General features: G+C 64.1%; 21 protein-coding genes. 12 read left to right on the top strand and 9 right to left on the bottom strand.

The window, feature by feature from the left end; genetic code table 11:
- Window position 1: 1 nt before the first annotated feature.
- Together LB529_RS27555 and LB529_RS27550 are read left to right on the top strand one after the other, a co-directional pair.
- On the top strand, window positions 2-490 hold the full coding sequence (locus LB529_RS27555) for a GNAT family N-acetyltransferase (RefSeq protein WP_224608310.1): 489 nt from the start codon (window positions 2-4) through the stop codon (window positions 488-490).
- A 128-nt stretch (window positions 491-618) separates the two neighbouring features.
- Window positions 619-1,317, top strand: a complete 699-nt coding sequence (locus tag LB529_RS27550) for an AIM24 family protein (protein ID WP_224712845.1) — start codon at window positions 619-621, stop codon at window positions 1,315-1,317.
- Window positions 1,318-1,346: 29 nt separating this feature from the next.
- Here the strand turns inward: LB529_RS27550 and panC are convergent, their stop codons facing one another.
- Both panC and panB read right to left on the bottom strand, forming a co-directional pair.
- Complete coding sequence (gene panC, locus LB529_RS27545; RefSeq protein WP_224712844.1) at window positions 1,347-2,198, bottom strand: pantoate--beta-alanine ligase; 852 nt, start codon at window positions 2,196-2,198, stop codon at window positions 1,347-1,349.
- Window positions 2,195-3,034 (bottom strand): 3-methyl-2-oxobutanoate hydroxymethyltransferase, encoded by an 840-nt coding sequence (panB, locus tag LB529_RS27540; protein ID WP_224712843.1) that lies wholly within the window; start codon window positions 3,032-3,034, stop codon window positions 2,195-2,197. Before panB ends, panC begins: the two co-directional genes overlap by 4 nt.
- Before the next feature lie 271 nt (window positions 3,035-3,305).
- Here panB and LB529_RS27535 point away from each other — a divergent pair, with 271 nt between their 5' ends.
- From LB529_RS27535 to LB529_RS27525, 3 genes are all read left to right on the top strand, one after another.
- On the top strand, window positions 3,306-3,704 hold the full coding sequence (locus LB529_RS27535; protein ID WP_140541355.1) for an NADH:ubiquinone oxidoreductase subunit NDUFA12: 399 nt from the start codon (window positions 3,306-3,308) through the stop codon (window positions 3,702-3,704).
- 127 nt (window positions 3,705-3,831) lie between these two features.
- Complete coding sequence (locus tag LB529_RS27530) at window positions 3,832-4,404, top strand: DUF2155 domain-containing protein (RefSeq protein WP_224712842.1); 573 nt, start codon at window positions 3,832-3,834, stop codon at window positions 4,402-4,404.
- A gap of 61 nt (window positions 4,405-4,465) precedes the next feature.
- Entirely contained in the window at window positions 4,466-4,855 is a 390-nt protein-coding gene (locus tag LB529_RS27525; protein WP_095767611.1) for a hypothetical protein, read from the top strand.
- Here LB529_RS27525 and aat read toward each other — a convergent pair.
- The 6 genes from aat to LB529_RS27495 all read right to left on the bottom strand — a co-directional run bounded on the left by aat (window position 4,846) and on the right by LB529_RS27495 (window position 10,196).
- The gene (gene aat, locus LB529_RS27520) at window positions 4,846-5,463 is read right to left on the bottom strand and encodes a leucyl/phenylalanyl-tRNA--protein transferase (protein ID WP_224608871.1); all 618 of its coding nucleotides are present in this window, start codon (window positions 5,461-5,463) and stop codon (window positions 4,846-4,848) included. The genes LB529_RS27525 and aat overlap by 10 nt on opposite strands.
- Window positions 5,464-5,475: 12 nt before the next feature.
- Window positions 5,476-6,819: an acetyl-CoA carboxylase biotin carboxylase subunit gene (accC, locus tag LB529_RS27515; RefSeq protein WP_095767609.1), complete on the bottom strand. Its 1,344-nt coding sequence runs from the start codon at window positions 6,817-6,819 to the stop codon at window positions 5,476-5,478.
- Between the two features lie 19 nt (window positions 6,820-6,838).
- Window positions 6,839-7,303, bottom strand: a complete 465-nt coding sequence (gene accB, locus LB529_RS27510) for an acetyl-CoA carboxylase biotin carboxyl carrier protein (protein ID WP_095767608.1) — start codon at window positions 7,301-7,303, stop codon at window positions 6,839-6,841.
- Window positions 7,304-7,329: 26 nt separating this feature from the next.
- On the bottom strand, window positions 7,330-7,764 hold the full coding sequence (aroQ, locus tag LB529_RS27505; RefSeq protein ID WP_095767887.1) for a type II 3-dehydroquinate dehydratase: 435 nt from the start codon (window positions 7,762-7,764) through the stop codon (window positions 7,330-7,332).
- A 133-nt stretch (window positions 7,765-7,897) separates the two neighbouring features.
- The gene (locus tag LB529_RS27500; RefSeq protein ID WP_140842817.1) at window positions 7,898-8,725 is read right to left on the bottom strand and encodes a DsbA family protein; all 828 of its coding nucleotides are present in this window, start codon (window positions 8,723-8,725) and stop codon (window positions 7,898-7,900) included.
- A gap of 58 nt (window positions 8,726-8,783) precedes the next feature.
- Window positions 8,784-10,196, bottom strand: a complete 1,413-nt coding sequence (locus LB529_RS27495) for a M48 family metalloprotease (RefSeq protein WP_224712841.1) — start codon at window positions 10,194-10,196, stop codon at window positions 8,784-8,786.
- 183 nt (window positions 10,197-10,379) lie between these two features.
- On the opposite strand from LB529_RS27495, the gene LB529_RS27490 reads away from it, so the two are divergent.
- On the top strand, window positions 10,380-11,528 hold the full coding sequence (locus tag LB529_RS27490; protein WP_224712840.1) for a pyridoxal phosphate-dependent aminotransferase: 1,149 nt from the start codon (window positions 10,380-10,382) through the stop codon (window positions 11,526-11,528).
- A 5-nt stretch (window positions 11,529-11,533) separates the two neighbouring features.
- The gene (locus LB529_RS27485) at window positions 11,534-12,463 is read left to right on the top strand and encodes a glutaminase (protein WP_224712839.1); all 930 of its coding nucleotides are present in this window, start codon (window positions 11,534-11,536) and stop codon (window positions 12,461-12,463) included.
- Window positions 12,464-12,588: 125 nt separating this feature from the next.
- Here the strand turns inward: LB529_RS27485 and LB529_RS27480 are convergent, their stop codons facing one another.
- Complete coding sequence (locus tag LB529_RS27480) at window positions 12,589-15,537, bottom strand: ribonuclease E/G (protein WP_224712838.1); 2,949 nt, start codon at window positions 15,535-15,537, stop codon at window positions 12,589-12,591.
- A gap of 92 nt (window positions 15,538-15,629) precedes the next feature.
- Here LB529_RS27480 and LB529_RS27475 point away from each other — a divergent pair, with 92 nt between their 5' ends.
- The 5 genes from LB529_RS27475 to LB529_RS27455 all read left to right on the top strand — a co-directional run bounded on the left by LB529_RS27475 (window position 15,630) and on the right by LB529_RS27455 (window position 21,824).
- Window positions 15,630-15,767, top strand: a complete 138-nt coding sequence (locus LB529_RS27475; protein ID WP_176477023.1) for a hypothetical protein — start codon at window positions 15,630-15,632, stop codon at window positions 15,765-15,767.
- A gap of 416 nt (window positions 15,768-16,183) precedes the next feature.
- The gene (locus tag LB529_RS27470; protein WP_095767602.1) at window positions 16,184-17,440 is read left to right on the top strand and encodes an N-acetylmuramoyl-L-alanine amidase; all 1,257 of its coding nucleotides are present in this window, start codon (window positions 16,184-16,186) and stop codon (window positions 17,438-17,440) included.
- Window positions 17,441-17,671: 231 nt separating this feature from the next.
- Window positions 17,672-20,128 (top strand): penicillin-binding protein 1A, encoded by a 2,457-nt coding sequence (locus LB529_RS27465; protein WP_140842825.1) that lies wholly within the window; start codon window positions 17,672-17,674, stop codon window positions 20,126-20,128.
- Window positions 20,129-20,256: 128 nt separating this feature from the next.
- Window positions 20,257-21,388, top strand: a protein-coding gene (prfB, locus tag LB529_RS27460) for a peptide chain release factor 2 (RefSeq protein WP_140636761.1) whose coding sequence is annotated in 2 segments (ribosomal slippage) — window positions 20,257-20,322 and window positions 20,324-21,388 — 1,131 coding nt in all. Because the reading frame shifts where the segments join, the coding sequence is not laid out codon by codon here.
- 31 nt (window positions 21,389-21,419) lie between these two features.
- Window positions 21,420-21,824 (top strand): GFA family protein, encoded by a 405-nt coding sequence (locus tag LB529_RS27455; RefSeq protein WP_224532352.1) that lies wholly within the window; start codon window positions 21,420-21,422, stop codon window positions 21,822-21,824.
- Window positions 21,825-21,951: the final 127 nt, after the last annotated feature.

Raw genomic sequence — 21,951 nt, 5'->3', positions numbered from 1 at the left:
GATGTTCGTGCGGACGGCCAGCGAACGCGATCTCGCAGCCGTCCGTGCGTTGCTGGTCGAGACTTGGCATGCCACTTACGACGCCGTCTATGGCACCAAGCGGGTAACTGAAATCACGGATGACTGGCATTCGATCGCCTCGCTCAAGGCGCGGCTGGCGCGGCCGAATTCCGAGTTCCTGGTGGCTGACGACGGCAAGCGGCTCGGCGGCATGGCGTTCGCTGCCGCCACCACCGACCCGAAGATCGTCCTTTTGAACCAGCTTTACGTCCATCCGGCCTGCCAACGGCAGGGGATTGGCCAGTCGCTGCTCGATGAAGTTGAAGCCAGCTTTCCGGAGATGCATACGCTGCGCCTCGAGGTCGAAGAAGCAAATGCCGCGGCGATCGCCTTCTACGAGGCGAACGGGTTCCGCCCGGCAGGCAGAACCGCCGATTGCGGCGGCAACTCGGGATTGCCCGCCCTCATCATGGAGAAGCGGCTTCGCTAGGTCGGCGGCGAGCCCCCATTCATCGCGCGGTTTTGATTTGATCGCGCCGACCCGCGTGGTCAAGGCTGCGCATCTCCGGTGTCCCGCTCCCACTAGCCAGAGGCGTCGCCGGCAAATGGGGGATTGCCATGCCGAGCTTGCCTGAACTGATGCCGACCGAGGTGTCGGACGAGACTTTTGGCGGCGTGACCTATCACGTCGCCGGAGAACTGGTGCCGGTGCTGTCGGTCGATGTGACCAACATGCCGGTTTATTTCGAGCACCATATCCTGCTCTGGAAGAACACCGCCATCACCATCGGCCTGAAATCGCTGAAGGGCGCGCTGAAGCGCATGATCGCCGGCATGCAGATATTCGTCACCGAGGCGTCGGGGCCGGGCATCATCGCCTTCAGCCGCGACGGACCGGGCCACATCGTGCCGATCCATCTTCGGCGCGGCGAGGAGATCCAGGTGCGCGAGCACCAGTTCCTCGCCGCGACCGCCAGCGTCGACTACACGTTCGAGCGCGTGCGCGGGTTGGGAACGATGCTGTTTGGCCAGAGCGGCTTCTTCATCGACCGCTTCCGCGGCGAGACAGGCGACGGCATCGTCTGGCTGCACGGTTACGGCAATGTCTTCGAGAAGGTGCTGGCGCCCGGCGAGACCATCGACATCGAGCCGGGCGGCTGGCTGTTCAAGGACGCCTCGGTGAAGATGGATACAAGGATCGACCGGCTTTCCAGCGGCTTCTTCGGCGCCGCCATGAATTTCATCGTCAATCGCTTCACCGGGCCAGGCCGCGTCGGCATCCAGTCGATGTATCTGCATATGCCGTCGGAAGAGTAGGCGGCGAGCCTGGTCGAACGAAGGTCCGATCAGGCGGAGGGAATTTCCACATTGTCGATCAGGCGTGTCGTGCCGAGCCAGGCGGCCGCCAGCAGGCGGCCGTCGCGGTCTTTCCGCCAGGGGCTGAGCGTCGCGGCTTCGCGCGCGGCGACATAGTCGACCTTCTGGAAGCCCGCGGAGACGAGGGCCTTCGCTGCGGCATCGGTGGCGCCGGTTTCATCCGCGCCGCCCGCAAGCGCCGCCGCGGTGCGGCGCAGGATCACGTTGAGCTCGCGTGCGATGTCGAGCTCGGCTTCGCCCAGATAGGCATTGCGCGACGACATGGCGAGGCCATGGACGTCGCGCACCGTCGGCGCGCCGACGATCTCGACCGGCAGGTCGAGGTCGCGGCAGAGCTGCCTGACGACGCAAAGCTGCTGGTAGTCCTTCTCGCCGAACACGGCGCAATCGGGCGCCGCCTGCAGGAAGAGTTTTGCTACCACGGTCGCGACGCCGTCGAAGAAACTCGGCCTGAAGTCGGTTTCCAGGCCGCGAGAGGGGCCGCCCACCGAGATCTTCGTGGCGAAGCCAGCGGGGTACATTTCGTTTACGCCCGGCGTGAAGGCGAGATGCGCACCCGCATCCCGCAGCCGGTCGAGATCGTGCGCCAGCTGGCGTGGGTATTTGTCGAGATCCTCCGTCGGCGCGAACTGGGCCGGGTTGACAAAGATCGAGACGACGCAGCGATCGGCCCGTTCGAGCGCGATCCTGACCAGTGAGATATGGCCGTCATGCAGCGCACCCATGGTCGGCACCATGGCGACCTTCAGGCCGGCCTGTCGCCAGTTCCTGACCTGTGTCCGAAGCGCGGCGACGCTGTCGACGACGATTGGCGCGTTCATGTGTCGTCCTTGCCGGATGCTGTCGTGAAGACGTGGTCGGGGCCAGGAAAGGCACGGCTGCGCACCTCGGCGGCATAACGGGCCGCCGCATTCGCAATCATGCTGCGCAAGTCGGCGTATTCCTTGACGAATTTCGGCACGCGGTCGACGGTCATGCCGACCATGTCGTCGATCACCAGGATCTGGCCGTCGCAGTCGGCGCTGGCGCCGATGCCGATGGTCGGTATGGAAATGTGACGGGTAAGCTTCGCAGCCACGGCCTCCATCGTGCCCTCGATGACCACCGAGAAGGCGCCGGCTTTTTCCACCGCCTCTGCATCGCGCAAGAGCGCTGCGATATTGTCGTCTGTCCGGCCCTTGATCTTGTAGCCGCCGTCCTTCTCCACCGATTGCGGCTGCAGGCCGATATGACCCATGACCGGTATTCCTTCGGCGACGATCGCCGCGATCTGGGCTGCCATGTCGACGCCGCCCTCGAGCTTCACGGCCTGGCAGCCTGTTTCCCCGACGATGCGCCGCGCCGAAGCGACGGCCTGGGCGGCCGACGTCTCGTAGCTGCCCGCAGGCATGTCGACCACCACGCAGGCCTTGGCCGAGCCGCGCATCACAGCCTGGCCGTGCGCGATCATCATCTCCAGCGAGGCGCCGAGCGTGGTGGCGTGGCCGTGCAGGACCATGGCGACGCTGTCGCCGACCAGCAGCAGGTCGACATGCGGATCGAGCAGGCGGGCGGCCGGATAGGTGTAGGCGGTAAGGCAAACGATCGGCACGCCGCCCTTGCGGCGGCGAATGTCTTCGGCGCTGATCCGGCTGTCGGCGGACGGATCCCGGCTCAATCGTCACCTCCTCAAGGCGTGCCCCGAAACGGGCGGGCCGAGCTTTAGAAAGACGGGCGGCGCTTGGCAAGCCGTACTGCCGCCGGCAGGACAACTGCATCGATTAATGCATGTCGCCCAGAGGTGTGGAGCGGTTCTGGGATGACGACATGCATCAAGATATGAACGCATGGAGCATTTCCTTTCGGCACATGGCAAAACCCTTGCCTTCGCGATGACGTGACGCCATAAGCAAAGGAAAGGCGCAGCCGCTGCCGCCGCGAGGATTTGGATGAAGACTTTCCTGCTGCAGTTTTTCACCTGGTGGAACAGCCAGACGCTCGGCACCCGCTTCCACACCTGGCGCTTCGGCAAGCGGGTCGGCGAGGACGAAGCCGGCAACGTCTATTACGAGGGCGGCATCGATTCGGAAGGCCGCACCCGCCGCTGGGTCATCTATCGCGATTATTCGGAAGCCTCGAAGATCCCGCCGGGCTGGCATGGCTGGATCCACCACCGGGTCGACACCGCTCCCTCGAGCGAGAACTACAAAGCGCGCGAGTGGCAGAAGGAGCATCGGCCGAACCTGACCGGAACGCCCGGCGCCTATCGTCCGCAGGGTTCCATCCTGACCAACCAGCATCGCCCGCAGGTGACCGGCGACTACGACGCCTGGACGCCCGGATCGTAATCCGCGTCCACGACGCCGCTTCGGTCCTTTGTCGCCACAATTGGCGTTTAGCTGCTTGCTGACTGCGCAGCCATGACTAGCCTTGGGCGTTGAGAGAATCACCCGGGCGCAACCACCGGTATTTTGCATGAGCTCTTTCGGCCACATCTCAAAGGCGCTGATCGCGGCGACGTCCGTTCTGCTTGCCTCGACTGCGGTATTCGCCGCCGCACAGGCGCCGGCCGCGGCACCTGCGGCCTCCGACCGCATCACCAATCCGGTGGCCGCGTTCGCCGGCATAGACAAGATCACCGGCCGCATCATCACCTTCGACGTCTATATCGACGAGACCGTTCAGTTCGGCGCTTTGCAGGTGACGCCTCGCGTCTGCTATTCGCGGCCGGACACGGAGCAGCCGAAGACCGATTCCTTCGTCGAGGTCGACGAGATCACGCTCGACCGCAAGATCCGCCGCATCTTCACCGGCTGGATGTTTGCCGAAAGCCCCGGCCTCAACGCCGTCGAGCACGCCGTCTATGACGTCTGGCTCAAGGGCTGCAAGCAGAAGTCGGACGTGCCGCCGCCGACCGCGGCCAAGGCCGACACAGGCAAGCCGAAGACCGAAGCCGCCAAGCCCAGGGCTGCGGCGCAGCCGGCGGACGCCGCCTCCGAACCGACTGACGCGGCGCCGGCACCGGACGACACGACCGACACGAACTGATCTCGGAACCTGCCCGTCTTTGAGCCGTTCCAGATCGGCGACAGGCGAGGAGGATTCTGCGATGACCACCAGATCGATCACGGCCAACAAGCAGGAGCTTCTCGATATCGAGAAGGGCTTTTGGACAGGCGATTCCGCTTACTATGAAGCCAATGCCGATGTGGATTGCCTGGTGGCGTTCCCGCAGATGGCGCAGGCGATGACCAATGCCGATCTCGCAAAGACCGCGGCCAAGCCCAACAGATGGCGCGACCTCGACATCAAGTTGAAGGGCATGGTCGAGCCCGGCAGCGACATCGTCATGCTGACTTACGAGGCGCGCGCGACGCGCGAGAACGGCGAATCCTATGCTGCCCTCGTCAGCACCGGCTATGTCCATCGCGCCGACGGCTGGAAGATGATGTTCCATTCGCAAACGCCGATCGAGGCGGCAGCGCGGGCTCAAGGATAGAAGACGGCCTCGCCCTTCAGCGCCTCTGCGAGCAGCTTCTCATACTGGCCGCGCGGCACGTCGACAGCGCCGAAGCGCTTCAAATGCTCGGTCGTGAACTGCGTGTCGAGCAGCGCGAAGCCGCGCGCCCTCAGCCGCTCGACGAGATGGTAGAGACAGGTCTTCGACGCGTCGGTCTCCCTGGCGAACATGCTTTCGCCGAAGAACACGCGTCCGAGCGAGACGCCATAGAGGCCGCCGACCAGCCGTTCCTCGCGCCATGCTTCGACCGAATGGCAGTGGCCCAGGCGATAGAGCTCGACATAGGCTTCGCGGATCGGCGCGTTGATCCAGGTCGAGCGGCGCTCCTCGCGCTTTTCGGCGCAGCCGTCGATCGTCGCCTCGAAATCGAAGTCGTAGCGGATCTCGAACGGATGCTTGCGGATCGTCTTCTTCAGGCTGCGCGGTGTGTGGAATCCGTCCAGCGGAATGATGCCGCGCGTTTCCGGCCGCACCCAGAACACTTCCGGGTCGTTGGCGCTCTCGGCCATCGGGAAGACACCGGAAGCGTAAGCCCGAAGCAGCAGGTCGGTCGGAATGCGATAGCCTGGTGCGTAGGGGCGGGTCATCGCATCCCCGTGCTATTCACCCTTGGCCAGGTATTTTTCCAGCCAGTGGATGTCGTAGTCGCCATTGGCGATGTCGGGATTGCCGACCAGGTCGCGGAACAGCGGCAGCGTCGTCTTGATGCCGTCGACGACGAATTCGTCGAGCGCGCGGCGCAGCCGCATCATGCATTCGACGCGGTTGCGGCCATGCACGATCAGCTTGCCGATCAGGCTGTCGTAATAGGGCGGGATTTTGTAGCCCGAATAGACGCCGGAATCGACACGGATGCCGAGGCCGCCGGGCGTATGGAAATGCGTGATCGTGCCGGGCGAGGGCGTGAAGGTGCGCGGATCCTCGGCGTTGATACGGCACTCGATGGCATGGCCGTTGAACTTGATGTCTTCCTGCCTGACCGACAGCCCGCCGCCCGAGGCGACGCGGATCTGCTCATGCACGAGGTCGATGCCGGTGATCGCTTCGGTCACTGGATGCTCGACCTGAAGACGCGTGTTCATCTCGATGAAATAGAACTCGCCATTCTCGTAGAGGAACTCGATCGTGCCGGCGCCCGAATAGCCGAGATCGGCGATAGCCCTGGCGCAGATGCCGCCGATGCGCGAACGCTCCTCGGCATTGAGCGCCGGCGAATTGGCTTCCTCCCAGACCTTCTGGTGGCGCCGCTGCAGCGAGCAGTCGCGCTCGCCGAAATGCACGCCTCGGCCGGCCCCGTCGCCGAACACCTGCACCTCGATATGGCGCGGCTTCTGCAGATATTTCTCGATGTAGACGGCGTCGTCGCCGAAGGCCGCCCCCGCTTCCGACTTGGCCGTCTGCAAGGCGACTTCGAGGTCCGCCTCGGTGTGCGCCACCTTCATGCCGCGGCCGCCGCCGCCGGCGGAGGCCTTGATGATCACCGGATAGCCGATCTCGGCGGCGACGCGCTTGGCTTCCTTCTCTTCGCTGATCGCGCCATCGGATCCAGGCACGACGGGGATGCCGAGACGCTTCGCCGTGCGCTTGGCCTCGATCTTGTCGCCCATGACGCGGATATGGTCGCCTGACGGGCCGATGAAGGTGATGTTGTGGGCCGCTAGGATGTCGGCGAACTTGGCGTTCTCCGACAGGAAGCCGTAGCCCGGATGCACGGCATCTGCGCCGGTGATCTCGCAGGCGGCGACGATCTGGTGGATGTTGAGATAGCTTTCGCGGGACGGCGGCGGGCCGATGCAGACGCTCTCGTCGGCAAGCCGCACATGCATGGCGTCGGAATCCGCGGTCGAGTGGACCACCACCGTCTGGATGCCGAGCTCCTTGCAGGCGCGCAGCACCCGGAGCGCGATTTCGCCGCGATTGGCGATGAGGATTTTCTGGAACATCTCCTGATTGTTCCCGGCTCTACTCAAGAACCACCAGCGGCATTCCGTATTCGACCGGCTGGGCATCTTCGATGAGGATCGCCGTCACCGTGCCGGCACGCGGCGAGGGGATCTGATTCATCGTCTTCATCGCTTCGATGATGAGCAGCGTCTGGCCTTCCTTGACCTTCTGGCCGACCTCGATGAACGCCTTGGCGTCGGGTGAGGGTGCCAGATAGGCGGTGCCGACCATCGGGGAGGGCACTGCGTTCTTGGACATATCGGCGGCCGCGGCTGCCGTTGCTGGCTGAGCCGCGGCGGTCGCAGGAGCCGCGGCGGGCGCCGGCAGCGCCGCTGCAACCGCATGGACGGCCTGCGCCTGGCGCGAGACGCGCACCTTGAGGTCGCCGAGCTCGACCTCGATCTCGGTCAGATTGGTGTCGTTCAGAATGCCCGCCAGATCGCGGATCAGCTGCTGGTCAACACCGTTCTTTTTTATCGACATTTTCGAGCCTTCTGTTTGGGGGTCGGTCACAGGCGTGCCGCCAGTGCCTGCAGCGCGAGCGTGTAGCCAAGAGGCCCGAACCCGCAGATCATGCCGACAGCGACCGGCGCGACCATGGAGACGTGGCGGAAGGGCTCCCGCGCGTGGATGTTGGAAAGATGGACTTCCGCGACGGGCAGCGGTGCTGCGGCGCGGATGGCGTCATGGATGGCGATCGATGTGTGGCTGTAGGCGCCTGGGTTGATGACGATGCCTGCCGCCTTCTCGCTGGCTTCCTGGATCCAGTCGACCAGATCGCCCTCATGGTTGGATTGGCGAAAATCGATCTCGAGCCCGAGCGCGGCGCCGGCCGCCTTGCAGTCCTCGGCGATGGCCGCAAGCGTCTTACCGCCATAAATCCCCGGCTCGCGCTTGCCGAGCGCATTGAGATTGGGACCGTTGAGGACGAAAATCGTTTTCAATATGCCGACCTTGTTCTGCGCCGACCCCAAGCCGGCGCACTGGGCCTCTATAATGGGCATAGCCGCCCGCGAAAAGAGCGCAAGTGCGTTCTTTCGCTGTCCACAGCGGCCGGCTTTTACACCGCGGGCGCGCCTAGAGCGCGCTTTTTGCCTCTTCGATCTTTTCCGCCAGAACCTGCTGGCCGAGCGCTCCGAAGATCACCTCGTTGCCGACGACATAGGACGGCGTGCCGGTGATCGACAGTTTCGTCGCAAGATCATAGGTGCGCGAGAGCGTTTCGGCGATGCGCGGGTCCTTCATCTTCTCGCGCAGCGCTGCCTCGTCGGCGCCGAGCGAAAGCGCCACCTTGATCGCGGTCGCCTCGGTGGCGCGACCCTGGCCGCCGAGCAGCGCGGTGTGGAACTCACGATACTTCTCCGGATGCATCAGGTGGAACGCCATGGAGACGACGCTGGCCTTCTGCGAATCCGGGCTGAGGATCGGGAACTCCTTGAGCACGAAGCGCAGATCCGGATCGGACTTGGTCAGCGCCTGCATGTCCTCGATGGCGCGTTTGCAGAAGCCGCAATTGTAATCGTAGAACTCGACGATCGTGACCTTGCCTTTCGGGTTGCCGACGACGCCGTCGAAGGTCGAGTTGAAGATCTCGTCCTTGGAGTTCTTGATGACGCCGAGCGCCGCGAGCCGCTGCTCTTCCTTCTGCTTGGCCTCGAGCGCGTCCTGCACCTCGAGTAGAACTTCCGGATTCTTCAAGAGATAGTCGCGGATGATGCCTTCGACCTCCTTGCGATCGATCTTGGTATCGGCGGAGGCCTTGGTATCGGTGGAAGACGTGACCTGGGCGACTTGCACGGTGTCGGCCCTCGCGGGCTGCGGGTTTCCCGCCATGAAACCGAAAGCCAGCATGCCGAGCGCCACCGCCAGACCGCCGGCGCTGCCAAGCAGGATTGCCTTGTTCATATCGTCGTTCCTTTTGCCGGTTCCGGTCCGCCTTGGTCGTCGCCAGGGCCCGGGAGGTTCATTTGAGTTTGTTCGATGGCGTGTAGTTTATAATATCCTGCGCACGGACCCAGCGGGGTTCGCCGCGCTTCAATTTCTGTTGAGCGCGCATGGCGAAGATCTTAGCGTTTTTGTAGTCGCCCGCATAATAGTGACCCTCGGCGGTGGCAAGATCGGCAGCCGGAATGTCGCCGAGCTCGCCATATGCCTGCGCCAGAAAACGATAGGCCTCGGAATTCTCCCTGTCCCGCGCGACGCCGTTGTTGAGCTGCGTGACAGCCTTTTTCAGCGAATCGGGCGTGCCGACCGCCATCAGCGACTGGCCGACCGAAACCAGCAGCAGGCCGGAGCGCGCGGGATCGAGGCTGGCCGCCTTGGCATAGGCGTCCGCCGCGTCCTTCGGCTTGTTGACCTTCATCAGGATGTCGCCGCGCAATTCGTGGAAATAGGGGTTCTTCGGTTGTTCCTTGATCAGCGCCGCCGTCTTGGCGAGCGCCGCGCCCGGATTGCCGTAAAGATAGGTCTGCTGCGCGTCGCCATAGCGCGAGGCGAGGCTGGTCGGGTTCTTGCGCATCAGCCGCGCGACGGCTGCCTGGCCCTGCATATAAGCCGCGATCTTGATGCGCATCATGTCGTGCCGCTGCTGCAGTGCCGGCGGGTCGACAGCGTTGACGAAGGGGCTTTGCTTGACGAGAACTTCGAGGTTGGCGATGCGCTCCTGCGGCATCGGATGGCTGATCCGGTAGGGATCGACCTGGGTGCCGGCGAGCGAGAGAGCGCTCTGGAAGCGGGCGAAGGTCTTCAGCATGCCCATGCCGGACTGGCCGGTGGCGTTCAGATAGGTGATCGCCGAACGGTCGGCGGTGATCTCTTCGGTGCGCTGATAAGCCAGGATCGAGCGCTGCGCCATCTCGCCACCGCCGGCGGCCACCCCCATGCCGGCGCCGGCAAGGCCGCGGCTGTTGGTGGTGGCGCCGGCCACCATGGCGCCGGCGCCGAGCAGCGTGGCGATGATGGCCATGGTCTTGGCGCGGTCGAGCTGGTCGCGCAATTTCTCCTGGTGGCCGCCGGCGATATGGCCGGCCTCGTGCGCGATGACGCCGATGATCTCGTTCGGCGTCTCGGCGGTCACCAGTGCGCCGGTGTTGATGAACAGCCGCCGCCCGGTGACGAAGGCGTTGAAACTCTGGTCGTTGACCAGAACGATGTCGATGCCGTCATTGGCAAGCCCCGCCGCCTTGAAGATCGGCCGGGCATAATCGCGCACCAGCGCCTCGATCTCGGCGTCGCGCACCACCGGAACGCCCTGCGCGAAGGCGCTGACCGAGCTCGATAAAGCAACCGTGGCGGCCAGCAGAAGCGTCGCGAAGCCGCGCGCGGTTCGGCTGAGTGAGATCGCTTTGCCAATTAACGGTCGGGGTCGGCTCAACATAGGTCCACTGGTAGACGAGCGGGCGAAAGATGAAAAGTCGGCGCCGGCAACTTCCTGCGCGCTTGTGATCCCCACATCAATCGGGCATTTGTGCGGCGCTGTCCCGCAACTAGGGCAGTTAGGGCAAGTCTGCTCTGGCTTGCGTCCAGAATTCGCCCAAATAGAGCAGTTGGAAGAGGTCAGATGGTCGTTTCGCTTTCGCGCCGCGGGGAAGTCGAGCCGTTCCACGCCATGGACATCCTGGCCGAAGCCAACCGGCTGAAGGCCACCGGCGTGCCCGTGGTGTCGATGGCGGTCGGCCAGCCGTCGGATCCCGCACCGGTCGGGGTCCGCGAGGCGGCGGCCGCGGCCCTGCGGCATGGCCGCATCGGCTACACCGACGCCTTGGGTCTGGCCGATCTGCGCAAGGCGATCGCGCGGCATTACGGCGAGCACTACGGTATCGACGTCGCGCCATCGCGCATTGCCGTCACGACCGGCTCATCTGCCGCCTTCAACCTGGCTTTCCTGGCCATGTTCGATCCGGGCGACCGTGTCGCCATCGCCGCGCCCGGCTATCCCGCCTACCGCAACATCATGGCCGCGCTCGGCATCGAGATCGTCGAGATAGAGCTCGGCTCGGATGCCTACCTGCATGCCGAGCACCTCAAGGCAGCCCATCGCGGGAGGCCGCTGAAGGGCGTGCTGTTCGCCAGTCCCGCCAATCCGACCGGCGCGGTGATTCCGGCCGATGAGCTTGCCGCGCTGGTGAAAACCGCCGAGGAGCTCGGCATCGCCGTGATCTCCGACGAAATCTATCACAGGCTGGCCTACGCGGCGCCGGATGTCACCGCCCTGGTGCATGGCGCCGGCGTGACCGCGATCAATTCCTTTTCGAAATACTATTGCATGACCGGCTGGCGGATCGGCTGGATGGTGCTGCCGGAAGAGCTTGTGCGGCCGGTCGAGCGTGTTGCCCAGAGCCTCTATATCTCGCCGCCTGAACTGTCGCAGGTCGCGGCGATCGAGGCATTCAAGGCAACGCAGGAACTGGAAAAGGTGAAGGCGCGCTACGCCTGGAACCGCGACCTTCTGATGAAGCGCCTGCCGGAACTCGGCTTTGCGCTCGCCGCGCCGATGGACGGCGCCTTCTATGCGTTCTGCGATGTCACGCGCCACACCAACGACAGCATGGCCTTTGCGCGCAAGATGCTGGCCGAGGCGCATGTCGCGGCAACGCCCGGCCGCGATTTCGACCCGCTGCAGGGCCATCGCACCATGCGCTTTTCATATGCCGGCAGCCATGACGACATGATCGAGGCGCTGGCGCGCATCGAACGCTGGCTGAAATAACCGCCATGCCGGAACTCGAGCAAGCACTGGCGGAAGTGGCCGCCGAAATGGCGGAGCGCAGCGATCGCGGCGAGGTGGCGAGCTATATCCCGCAGTTGGGCAAGGTCGATCCGAAGAAATTCGGCATTGCCGCCGTGACCAATGACGGCCGCGTCATACTGGCCGGCGATGCCGATCAGCCCTTTTCGATCCAGAGCGTCTCGAAAGTCTTCACGCTCACGCTGGCGCTGGGCAAGGTCGGCGATGCGTTATGGCATCGCGTCGGCCGCGAGCCATCCGGCAACCCGTTCAACTCGATCGTCCAGCTCGAGCATGAGAACGGCATCCCGCGCAATCCGTTCATCAATGCCGGGGCCATCGTGGTCTCCGACGTCCTGCTCGCCGGCCATCAGCCGCGCGAGGCGATCGGCGAAATCCTGCGTTTCATCCAGTTCCTTGCCGATGACGAGACGATCATCATCGATCGCGAGGTAGCGGCATCCGAGCGCGCCACCGGCCACCGCAACTTTGCCCTGGCCAACTACATGAAATCCTTCGGCAATCTCCATCATGCTCCCGAGCTCGCGCTGGGTGTCTATTTCCACCATTGCGCGGTTGCCATGAGCTGCCGTCAGCTCGCCATGGCCGGCCGGTTTCTAGCCCATGGCGGCAGGAACCCGGCGACCGGGCATTCGGTCGTCTCGGCCGAACGGGCACGCCGCATCGGCGCGCTGATGCTGACCTGCGGCCACTATGATGGTTCGGGCGATTTTGCCTTCCGCGTCGGCATCCCCGGCAAAAGCGGTGTCGGCGGCGGCATTCTCGGCATCGTGCCAGGGGTTGCTTCGCTGGCGGTGTGGTCGCCCGGCCTCAACGAGAACGGCAACTCCAAGCTCGGCTCCATCGCTATGGAGAAGCTCGCCCGGATGATGAACTGGTCGATCTTCGCGCCGTAAAACAGCAAAGCGCTGGCGGTTTGCCACCCGGAGCTGCGCTGAAAAGGCAGTCAGCGAAAATGAAAATCCCGCGCCTGATGGGGCGCGGGATTGTCTCAAAAGATCAGCCTAACGATATGAAGAGCTTAGAAAAAGCCCTTGCGCTGCCACCAGCCGGCGCGCTTCGGCTTCTCTTCGGTCTTGGCCTCGTCGGAGACGTTCGAAGACACGACGGGAACAACCGGCGCGTCGACTGACTGTGGCTTGCGCCGCGTCGGATGGGCGTTGGTGGCAGGCTCCGCCTCGGTGGCCGCGGGAGCGGCAGCGGCCGGCTCCGGCCCGGGCTGGACAGCCGGGGGCGCGACCTGAGCCTCGGCCACAGGCTCCGATACCGTCTCGGCCGCGGCTTCCTCAGCCACCTTCTTAGCCCTCGAACGGCGGGGCTTCTTCGGCTTTTCGACCGCCTCGGCATCGTCATTAGCCGCGGCGGGAGCAGCAGGTTCCTCCGCAGGAGCGGCCATCGCCGGCTCGCTTACGGCATCCTGGCCTTCAACCGGCTCACCCTCGATGTCGCCCACGGTTTCGCTGCCAACGGCCTCCGAAGCTTCGTCGTCACGTCGGTTGCGCTTACCGCCGCGCTTCCCGCGCCGGCGCTTCTTTCCGGAACCGTCGTCGGGAGTGGCCGCTACAGCCTCGCCGCCGGCGGTTGCCTCGTCGGCGGCCTCTTGCTTCATATCGTCGTCATCGGTTTCGCCGGCTTCCATCGGCGCCGCCGCGACGTCACCATTGTGCTCGCGGTCGCGATCCCTGCCGCCGCGCCGCCGCCGGCGCTTGCGCCGCTTGCGGTCACGGCCTTCGCCATCCTCGGACCGCTGCTGGTGCTGGCCCTGCTGCGCGTGGCGCGGCTGTTCGGGCTGGACCGAGACTTCCTCCTCCGCTTCCTCGACGACGATCTCGTCCTCGGGCTCTTCCGGCTCGACATAGGCCGGCAGGCTGCGCACCTCGACGAAGCCTTCCGGCTTCTCGGCAATGGCGCCGCGGAAAATCGCGTAGTGCTGGGTGCCGAGCGTCTCGTCAGCCTCGATCGTGATGGTCAGGCCGAAGCGGGCTTCGAGCTCCACCAGGTTGGCGCGCTTATGGTTGAGCACATAGAGCGCGGTCGCCGACGGTGTGCGCACGATGATGTGGCTGCGCGAATCCTTGAGCAGGAATTCTTCGATCGCCCGCACGACCATCAGCGCCACGGAGGAATCGGAGCGCACATGGCCCGTGCCGCCGCAATGCGGACAAGGCTTCATGGTCGATTCCAGCACGCTGGCGCGGATGCGCTGGCGCGACATTTCCATCAGGCCGAAGTGCGAGATGCGGCCGACCTGGATACGGGCACGGTCGTTCTTGAGGTGATCCTTCAGCCGCTTCTCGACGGAGCGGTTGTTGCGGTTCTCCTCCATGTCGATGAAGTCGATGACGATCAGACCGGCAAGGTCGCGCAACCGCAACTGCCGCGCGACTTCCTCTGCCGCTTCCAGATTGGTGTGGAGCGCCGTCTCCTCGATCGAATGCTCCTTGGTGGAGCGGCCGGAGTTGACGTCGATCGCAACCAGCGCCTCGGTCTGGTTGATGATGATGTAGCCGCCGCTCTTCAGCGTCACCTGCGGCTGCAGCATGCGGTCGAGCTGCGCTTCGATGCCGTTGCGCACGAAGATCGGCGTGGTGTCGCGGAATGGCTGAACCACCTTGGCGTGGCTCGGCATCAGCATGCGCATGAAATCCTTGGCCTCGCGGTAGCCGTCTTCGCCGGAGACAAGGATCTCGTCGATGTCCTTGTTGTAGAGGTCGCGCACCGAGCGCTTGATCAGGCTGCCTTCCTCATAGACCAGGGCTGGGGCCGAGGACTGCAGCGTCAGGTTGCGGACGTTTTCCCAAAGCCGCATCAGATATTCGTAGTCGCGCTTGATCTCGGCCTTGGTGCGGCTCTCGCCGGCGGTGCGCAGGATGACGCCCATGCCCTGCGGCACGTCGAGATCGGCCACGACCTCCTTCAGCCGCTTGCGGTCCTGGGCGTTGGTGATCTTGCGCGAGATGCCGCCGCCGCGCGCCGTGTTCGGCATCAGCACCGAATAGCGGCCGGCAAGCGACAGATAGGTGGTGAGCGCCGCGCCCTTGTTGCCGCGCTCTTCCTTGACCACCTGCACCAAAAGGATCTGCCGGCGCTTGATGACTTCCTGGATCTTGTACTGGCGACGCACCGGCTTGCGGCGATTGCGGATTTCCTCGAGCGCGTCCTCGGCGCCGACCGATTCGACCTCGTGCTCGTCCGAATGCGAGGCCGAGACGTCCTCCAGCATGCCGCGATCATCGTCGCTAACGGCTGCTTCGCCGCTCTGCTGATCCGCCTGCGGCATCGCCTCGGAAATCACGTCGGCATCGATGCTCGCGGCAATCGAAGTAGGACCGCCTTCGGAAGGCTTGCCATTGTCGTTGTCCGTGGCGTCATCTCCGCCAGCCTCGGCGGCGGGTCCTTCAGCCGCTTCCGATACGGCCTCGACGGCCTCGGAGGCTGTTCCGGCATTTTCTGCCGGGGTAGCGGCGGTCTCGCCGGCGGCTTCCTCGCCCTCGGCAACCGCAGCGGCGGTTTCGTCAACGGCTATTGCTTCGACCGGGCTTTCCTCGTTCTCGGAGGAAGCGTGCTTGTGCTCGCCGCGGTCGCGGTTCTTGCCGCCGCGCCGGCGGTTGCGCCGGCCGCCGCGGTCGCGGGCCTGCTGCTCTTCGCCGTTCTCGGCCTCCTCGTCGTCTTCGTCCTCGGCCTCCTGCGCCTCGGCGCGCAGCAGAGCCTGACGGTCGGCGACCGGGATCTGGTAATAATCGGGATGAATTTCGCTAAAGGCGAGAAAACCGTGACGGTTGCCGCCATATTCGACAAAGGCCGCCTGGAGGGACGGTTCGACGCGGGTTACGCGGGCGAGGTAGATGTTTCCTTTGAGCTGCTTTTTGTCCTGGGATTCAAAGTCGAATTCTTCGATGCGGTTACCGCGAACGACAACAACGCGTGTTTCCTCCGGGTGGGAGGCGTCTATCAGCATCTTGTTGGGCATTATTTTGTTTCCTGCCGGCAGCCGACGGCCGCAGCTGGCGTGGCAATGCCCGCCGCTGTGCGCCTGTATCTGTGTGCATGCCGGATAATTGAATGTCCGCCGGCCGCCGCTTGAGCGCAATGGCGGTGCCGCCCGCAGCCATTACGGCGCGGTTTGATGCGGACCTTTCCATGATTGCGCTTGAAGCCATCGGCACCCGGCAGAACCTTTTGAACCAAAGCCCGGGCTAAGCCGGACCAGCTTGTTTGCTCATAAAGAGCCGGCGCGGGACAATCCCGGCCGTTTTCCTCACGCAAGCGATTCCCCCGCCACGAGGGCACGCCTGCGAAAATCGTCGCGACCACCTGAGCCTGGAAGGGTAAAGGAGCCGCCTTTGCATCCAGCCTTTGGCAGGAAACTGCTGAGGCGAGCGGTTCCAGGATTGCAGTGATCCAATGTCGCTTTTATGATTTGGCGGGATGGAAGGCAACCCCGATTTCGGATGCCGGCAAAAAGCGCTTCCCCTGGGGAAGGCGCCTTCATCCCGCTCTATGAAAGGCTTGGTTAACCTTCTCTGAATACCAATCGTTAATCGAGTTGGCGGCCTGACAGGCATTCTGCGAGAAGACCGGGCGCAATGCGTCAAACCGGGAGCGACGGATAAGTGATGGGATCGGCGGGCGCCGCAAACAAGAGAGGTGGGGCCGCCGGGCATCTCCTGCGCGTGACCTGGACTGGCTTGCTGCTGGCGGTCCTGTCCTGTTTCGCCGCCGCCGTGCACGCCGAAACCTTGCTTGGCGCGACCGGCTACAAGATGGCCGGCGACGCCGCCAAGATGCGCATCGTCGTGAATTTCGACCACGAGCCGGACGTCAAATGGTTCCTGCTGCGCGGTCCCAATCGCCTGGTCGTCGATCTGCCGCGCACGCGATTCGCGCTCGACGCCAAGGATGTGAAGCCGCGGGGTCTTGTACGGGCAGTTCGCTACGGCGATCAGGGACATGGCTCGCGCCTGATCCTCACCGGCAAGGGCCCTTTCGTCATCGACAAGCTCGACGTGCTCAAGAATGACGACGGCAGCGGCTACCGCATCGCCATCGATATGTCGGCTGCCTCCGAGCGGGAGTTCGACGAAGCTCTCGCCAACCAGTCGCTGACCACTGGTTCGACGGTTTCGACCGAAAAAGGCGAACGGGTCGGCACCGGACCGGTCTCGGCGCCCGGCCATCGCTTCACGGTGGTTATCGATCCCGGTCATGGCGGCGTCGATGGCGGCGCCGAAAGCTCCGCCGGCACGGTCGAGAAGGACGTCACGCTCGCTTTTGCCAAGGAACTGCGCGACAAGCTGGCCGCGGTCGGCAAATACGATGTCTACATGACACGGGACAACGACGTGTACCTGGCGCTCGACGAACGCGTGCGCATCGCGCGCCAGCACGAGGCCGATCTTTTGATCTCCGTCCATGCTGATACCATCGCCGTCAAAGGTCTTCGCGGCGCCACGGTCTACACGCTTTCCGACAAGGCTTCCGACCCGGAAGCCCAGGCGCTCGCCGATCGCGAGAACCTGTCCGACCAGTTCGCCGGAATGAAGATCGAGGACGACAACAAGGAAGTTACTGACATTCTGATCGACCTGATCCGCCGTGAGACCCATGGTTTCTCGATGAGCTTCGCCCACACACTGGTCGGTCAGCTGTCGACCAGCGTCGGCATGATCAACAATCCGCAGCGCTCGGCCGGCTTCAGGGTGCTCAAGGCCCCGGACGTGCCGTCCGTCCTGGTCGAGCTCGGCTACCTCTCCAATAACAAGGACGAGGCGCAACTGCTGAACGCCGACTGGCGCGGCAAGGCGGCGCAAAGCATAACCAACGCGGTCGCCCTGTTTGCCGCCGCCAAGGCCGGAACCGCGACGGGCGGCTGACCCGCCGGAACCTGCCCGCAGCCGCCGGGCGCCTGCAACCGCAAGCAGCGTTGCATGACGACAACACCCGGCGTTATTATTCGGCAACCGAGTCCTCAAATTTCGCGCTGCCGTATTTTGTCCACATGGCCGCTACATGGGTTTTTCGATTGCGGATTGGGACCGCCCCGGGAAGCTTGCGCGACTGTCGGCTTCGTTTAGGAAATTCCCGAACCTCGGACTGGAGCGGGCATGATTCGTCTCATCGGCTATTTCTTTGGCATCGGCACGACGCTGGCGCTGCTGGTGGCGGCCGGTCTTGCCATCTATATCAGCCATCTGACCAAGGACCTGCCCGACTACGAGGTTCTGGCCAAATACGAACCGCCGGTGACGACGCGCATCCATGCCTCCGACGGCGCGCTGATGGCTGAATATGCGCGCGAGCGGCGTCTCTATCTGCCGATCCAGGCTATCCCGGACCGCGTCAAGGCCGCCTTCATGTCGGCCGAGGACAAGAACTTCTACAACCATCCCGGCATCGACATCACCGGCCTTGGCCGCGCCATCGTCGTCAACCTGCAGAATTTAGGTTCCGGCCGGCGCCAGGTCGGCGCCTCGACGATCACCCAGCAGGTGGCGAAGAACTTCCTGCTCTCTTCTGATCAGACCTATGAGCGCAAGATCAAGGAGATGATCCTGGCCTTCCGCATCGAGCAGGCCTATTCGAAGGACCGCATCCTCGAGCTCTATCTCAACGAAATCTTCTTCGGCTTTGGCGCCTATGGCGTCGCGGGCGCCGCGCTCACCTATTTCGACAAGTCCGTCAACGAGCTGACAGTCGCGGAAGCCGCTTATCTCGCCTCGTTGCCGAAGGGCCCGAACAACTATCACCCCTTCAAGCACGCCGACCGAGCCCTGGAGCGCCGCAACTGGGTCATCGACCAGATGGTCGAGAATGGCTACGTCACCCGCGAGGAGGGCGACAAGGCCAAGGCCGAACCGCTCGGCGTGACGCCGCGCCGCAACGGTTCCTACCTCTTTGCCGGCGAGTACTTCACCGAGGAAGTCCGCCGCCAGATCATCGCGCGCTACGGTGAGAATGCGCTTTACGAGGGCGGCCTGTCGGTGCGCACCACGCTCGATCCGAATGTCCAGCTTATCGCCCGCAAAGCGATGCAGAACGGCCTGCTCAAATACGACATGCTGCGCGGCTATCGCGGTCCGGTGACGCATATCGACGTCACCGGCGACTGGGGCGTGCCGCTCGGCAACGTGAAGGGTCTCGAGGATGTTCCGGAATGGACGCTGGCCGTCGTCCTCGACAGTTCGGCAACCGGGCTGACCATCGGCATCCAACCGACGCGGCAGATTTCCGGCGATCTGGTCAAGGAGCGCGTCCAGGGCACCGTCAGCAAGGAGGACATGGGCTTCGCCATGCGCCACTTCGTCAACGGCAAGTCCGTCAGGGCGAAGTCTCCGGCGGAAGTGCTGGAGCCCGGCGACGTGATCTTCGTGCAGAAGAACGACGGCTCCGACAACACCTACATGCTGCGCCAGGTGCCGGAGGTCGAAGGCGGCCTCGTCGCCATGGATCCGCATACCGGCCGCGTGTTGGCCATGGTCGGCGGCTTCTCCTACGCGCAGTCGGAATTCAACCGCGCCACCCAGGCGATGCGCCAGCCCGGTTCCTCGTTCAAGCCGATCGTTTATTCGGCGGCGCTCGACAACGGCTACACGCCGGCTTCGGTGATCATGGACGGCCCGATCACCATCCAGAGCGGCAACACCACCTGGACGCCGAAGAACTATGACGGCACGGTCGCGGGCCCGGCCACCTTGCGCTCGGGCATCGAAAAGTCGCGCAATCTGATGACCGTGCGGCTGGCCAACGACATGGGCATGAAGCTGGTCGTGGAATATGCCGAGCGCTTCGGCGTCTACGATCATCTGGCGCCCTATCTGCCGATGGCGCTGGGCTCCGGCGAGACGACCGTCATGCGCATGGTGTCGGCCTATTCGATCATGGCCAATGGCGGCAAATCGATCAAACCCTCGCTGATCGACCGCATTCAGGACCGTTACGGCAAGACGGTGTTCAAGCAGGACGAGCGCGGCTGCGAAGGCTGCAACGCCACTGAGTGGAAGAACCAGACCGAGCCGGAGCTGGTCGACAATTCCGAGCAGGTGCTCGACCCGATGACGGCATATCAGATCACCTCGATGATGGAGGGCGTCGTGCAGCGCGGCACCGGCGCCACCATCGGCGAGCTCGGCCGCCACATCGCCGGCAAGACCGGCACGACCAATGACGAGAAGGACGCCTGGTTCATCGGCTTCACCCCGAACCTCGTTGTCGGCCTCTATATGGGCTATGACACGCCGCGCGGCCTTGGCCACGGCGCCACCGGCGGCGGCTTGGCGGCCCCGATCTTCAAGGATTTCATGCGCGTTGCGCTCGACGGCAAGCCGAACACCGACTTCCAGGTTCCCGACGGCATGAAGCTGATCGCAATCAACCGCAAGACCGGCATGCGCGCCGCCGAAGGCGATCCGAACACCATCATCGAGGCTTTCAAGCCTGGCACCGGTCCGGCTGACAGCTACTGGGTGATCGGCATGGGCGCGGATGGCTCGAACGGTTCGGGCGGAGCGCTGTCGCCGCAGGCCAACCAGGCCATCCAGGACGGCGGCGGCGGCCTCTACTGACGTTGCCGGATTTGGCGATGGGCCGGCAGGGTGGTGCCGGCCCATTTCGCTTTACAGGCAGCGATGCCGTGCCTATGTATCGCGCCTATTCCGAAAAGACCGAAAAGAACAGGACCGAACCAAGAGCCATGCGCGCGGAAACGCTCAACATCGTCGACGAGATCAGGCAGGCGATAACCCTGCTGAGGAGGCATCTTTGACTGGGATCAGGCTGTAAAGCGACTTGAATACCTGAATTCGCGCGCCGAGGATTCCAGCCTCTGGAATGATCCCATCGAAGCGCAGAAGCTGATGCGGGAGCGCCAGGAGCTCGAGGACGGCATCGCTGCCGTCAAGGGGATGACGCAGGCGCTGGAAGACAATATCGGGCTGATTGAACTCGGCGAGGAAGAGGGCGACGACGGCATCATCGCGGAAGCGGAGGCGGCGCTGCGTTCGATGCAGGGCGAGGCGAAGGCGCGCCAGGTCGAAACGCTGCTGTCGGGCGAGGCCGACGCCAACGACACCTATCTCGAAATCCATGCCGGCGCCGGCGGCACCGAGAGCCAGGACTGGGCCTCGATGCTCCTGCGCATGTACACGCGCTGGGCCGAGCGCCGCCGGTTTAAGGTCGAGGTGCTGGAAGTCCATGACGGCGAAGAAGCGGGCATCAAGTCCGCCACCGTGATGATCAAGGGCCACAACGCCTATGGCTGGCTTAAGACGGAGTCCGGCGTCCATCGCCTGGTGCGCATTTCGCCTTACGACAGCAACGCGCGGCGCCACACCTCCTTCGCCAGCGTCTGGGTCTATCCGGTTATCGACGACTCGATCGAGATCAATGTTTCCGAATCCGACGTGCGCATCGACACCTATCGTTCCTCGGGTTCGGGCGGCCAGCACGTCAACACCACCGACTCGGCGGTGCGCATCACCCATCTGGCGACCGGCATAGCGGTCGCCTGCCAGGCCGAGCGCTCCCAGCACAAGAACCGCGCCAAGGCTTGGGAAATGCTGCGCTCGCGGCTTTACGAGGAAGAGCTGAAGAAGCGCGAGGCGGTCGCCAACGCCACCGAGGCGTCGAAGAGCGATATCGGCTGGGGCCACCAGATCCGCTCCTACGTGCTGCAGCCCTATCAGCTTGTGAAGGATCTGCGCACCGGCGTCGAAAGCACCTCGCCTTCGAGCGTGCTCGACGGCGACCTCGACGAATTCATGGAAGCCTCGCTCTCGCATCGCATCGAGGGCGGCGCAGGCGAAGCGGTGGCGGACCTCGACTAGTACGCACCCGTTGCAGGAGCGGAGGAAGCCGGTGTCTACGGTACTTGCGGGAAAATGCTTCTGCGGCGCCGTCCATTATGAGGTTGCGGACGAATTCGTTTACGCGGCGAACTGCCATTGCTCGAACTGCCGGCGCACGACGGGCTCCGCGTTCAAGCCGTTCGCCGGTATCGAGCGCGACAAGTTCCGTCTCATCGCGGGCGAGGGCGGGCTGCTGATCTTCGGCGACGAGAGCGGCCACGACGCGCATTGCGGGCGATGCGGCTCGCTCCTCTATTCATTGGTCCGCGACGGCGCCTATGTGCATGTCGCCATGGGCACGCTGGTCGATGAGCCGACGATACGGCCCAGCGCGCACATTTTTGTCGGGTCCAAGGCGAAGTGGTTCACAATCGCTGACGACCTGCCGCAGTATGATGAGCACGTTCCCGACTGAACGTCTGGAACCAGCTTGAGCCGAATCTCGTTGTCGGGCACCAGATCCGCGCGGCTAACCGCTCATTAACCAAGCCGACGCACGATTCTGGATGGCAGAGGTTGGCGTGAAGCGCGGCATTGCCGTT

Source organism: Mesorhizobium sp. CA5 (assembly GCF_020165105.1).
Taxonomy (GTDB): Bacteria; Pseudomonadota; Alphaproteobacteria; order Rhizobiales; family Rhizobiaceae; genus Mesorhizobium.
This window is presented reverse-complemented; position numbering and strand designations above follow the sequence as displayed.

Coding starts and splice junctions, on each gene's coding strand:
- LB529_RS27555 (WP_224608310.1), top strand. CDS start 2: ATGTTCGTGCGGACGGCCAGCGAACGCGATCTCGCAGCCGTCCGTGCG.
- LB529_RS27550 (WP_224712845.1), top strand. CDS start 619: ATGCCGAGCTTGCCTGAACTGATGCCGACCGAGGTGTCGGACGAGACT.
- panC (WP_224712844.1), bottom strand. CDS start 2,198: ATGAACGCGCCAATCGTCGTCGACAGCGTCGCCGCGCTTCGGACACAG.
- LB529_RS27535 (WP_140541355.1), top strand. CDS start 3,306: ATGAAGACTTTCCTGCTGCAGTTTTTCACCTGGTGGAACAGCCAGACG.
- LB529_RS27530 (WP_224712842.1), top strand. CDS start 3,832: ATGAGCTCTTTCGGCCACATCTCAAAGGCGCTGATCGCGGCGACGTCC.
- LB529_RS27525 (WP_095767611.1), top strand. CDS start 4,466: ATGACCACCAGATCGATCACGGCCAACAAGCAGGAGCTTCTCGATATC.
- aat (WP_224608871.1), bottom strand. CDS start 5,463: ATGACCCGCCCCTACGCACCAGGCTATCGCATTCCGACCGACCTGCTG.
- accC (WP_095767609.1), bottom strand. CDS start 6,819: ATGTTCCAGAAAATCCTCATCGCCAATCGCGGCGAAATCGCGCTCCGG.
- accB (WP_095767608.1), bottom strand. CDS start 7,303: ATGTCGATAAAAAAGAACGGTGTTGACCAGCAGCTGATCCGCGATCTG.
- LB529_RS27500 (WP_140842817.1), bottom strand. CDS start 8,725: ATGAACAAGGCAATCCTGCTTGGCAGCGCCGGCGGTCTGGCGGTGGCG.
- LB529_RS27495 (WP_224712841.1), bottom strand. CDS start 10,196: ATGTTGAGCCGACCCCGACCGTTAATTGGCAAAGCGATCTCACTCAGC.
- LB529_RS27490 (WP_224712840.1), top strand. CDS start 10,380: ATGGTCGTTTCGCTTTCGCGCCGCGGGGAAGTCGAGCCGTTCCACGCC.
- LB529_RS27485 (WP_224712839.1), top strand. CDS start 11,534: ATGCCGGAACTCGAGCAAGCACTGGCGGAAGTGGCCGCCGAAATGGCG.
- LB529_RS27480 (WP_224712838.1), bottom strand. CDS start 15,537: ATGCCCAACAAGATGCTGATAGACGCCTCCCACCCGGAGGAAACACGC.
- LB529_RS27475 (WP_176477023.1), top strand. CDS start 15,630: ATGTCCGCCGGCCGCCGCTTGAGCGCAATGGCGGTGCCGCCCGCAGCC.
- LB529_RS27470 (WP_095767602.1), top strand. CDS start 16,184: ATGGGATCGGCGGGCGCCGCAAACAAGAGAGGTGGGGCCGCCGGGCAT.
- LB529_RS27465 (WP_140842825.1), top strand. CDS start 17,672: ATGATTCGTCTCATCGGCTATTTCTTTGGCATCGGCACGACGCTGGCG.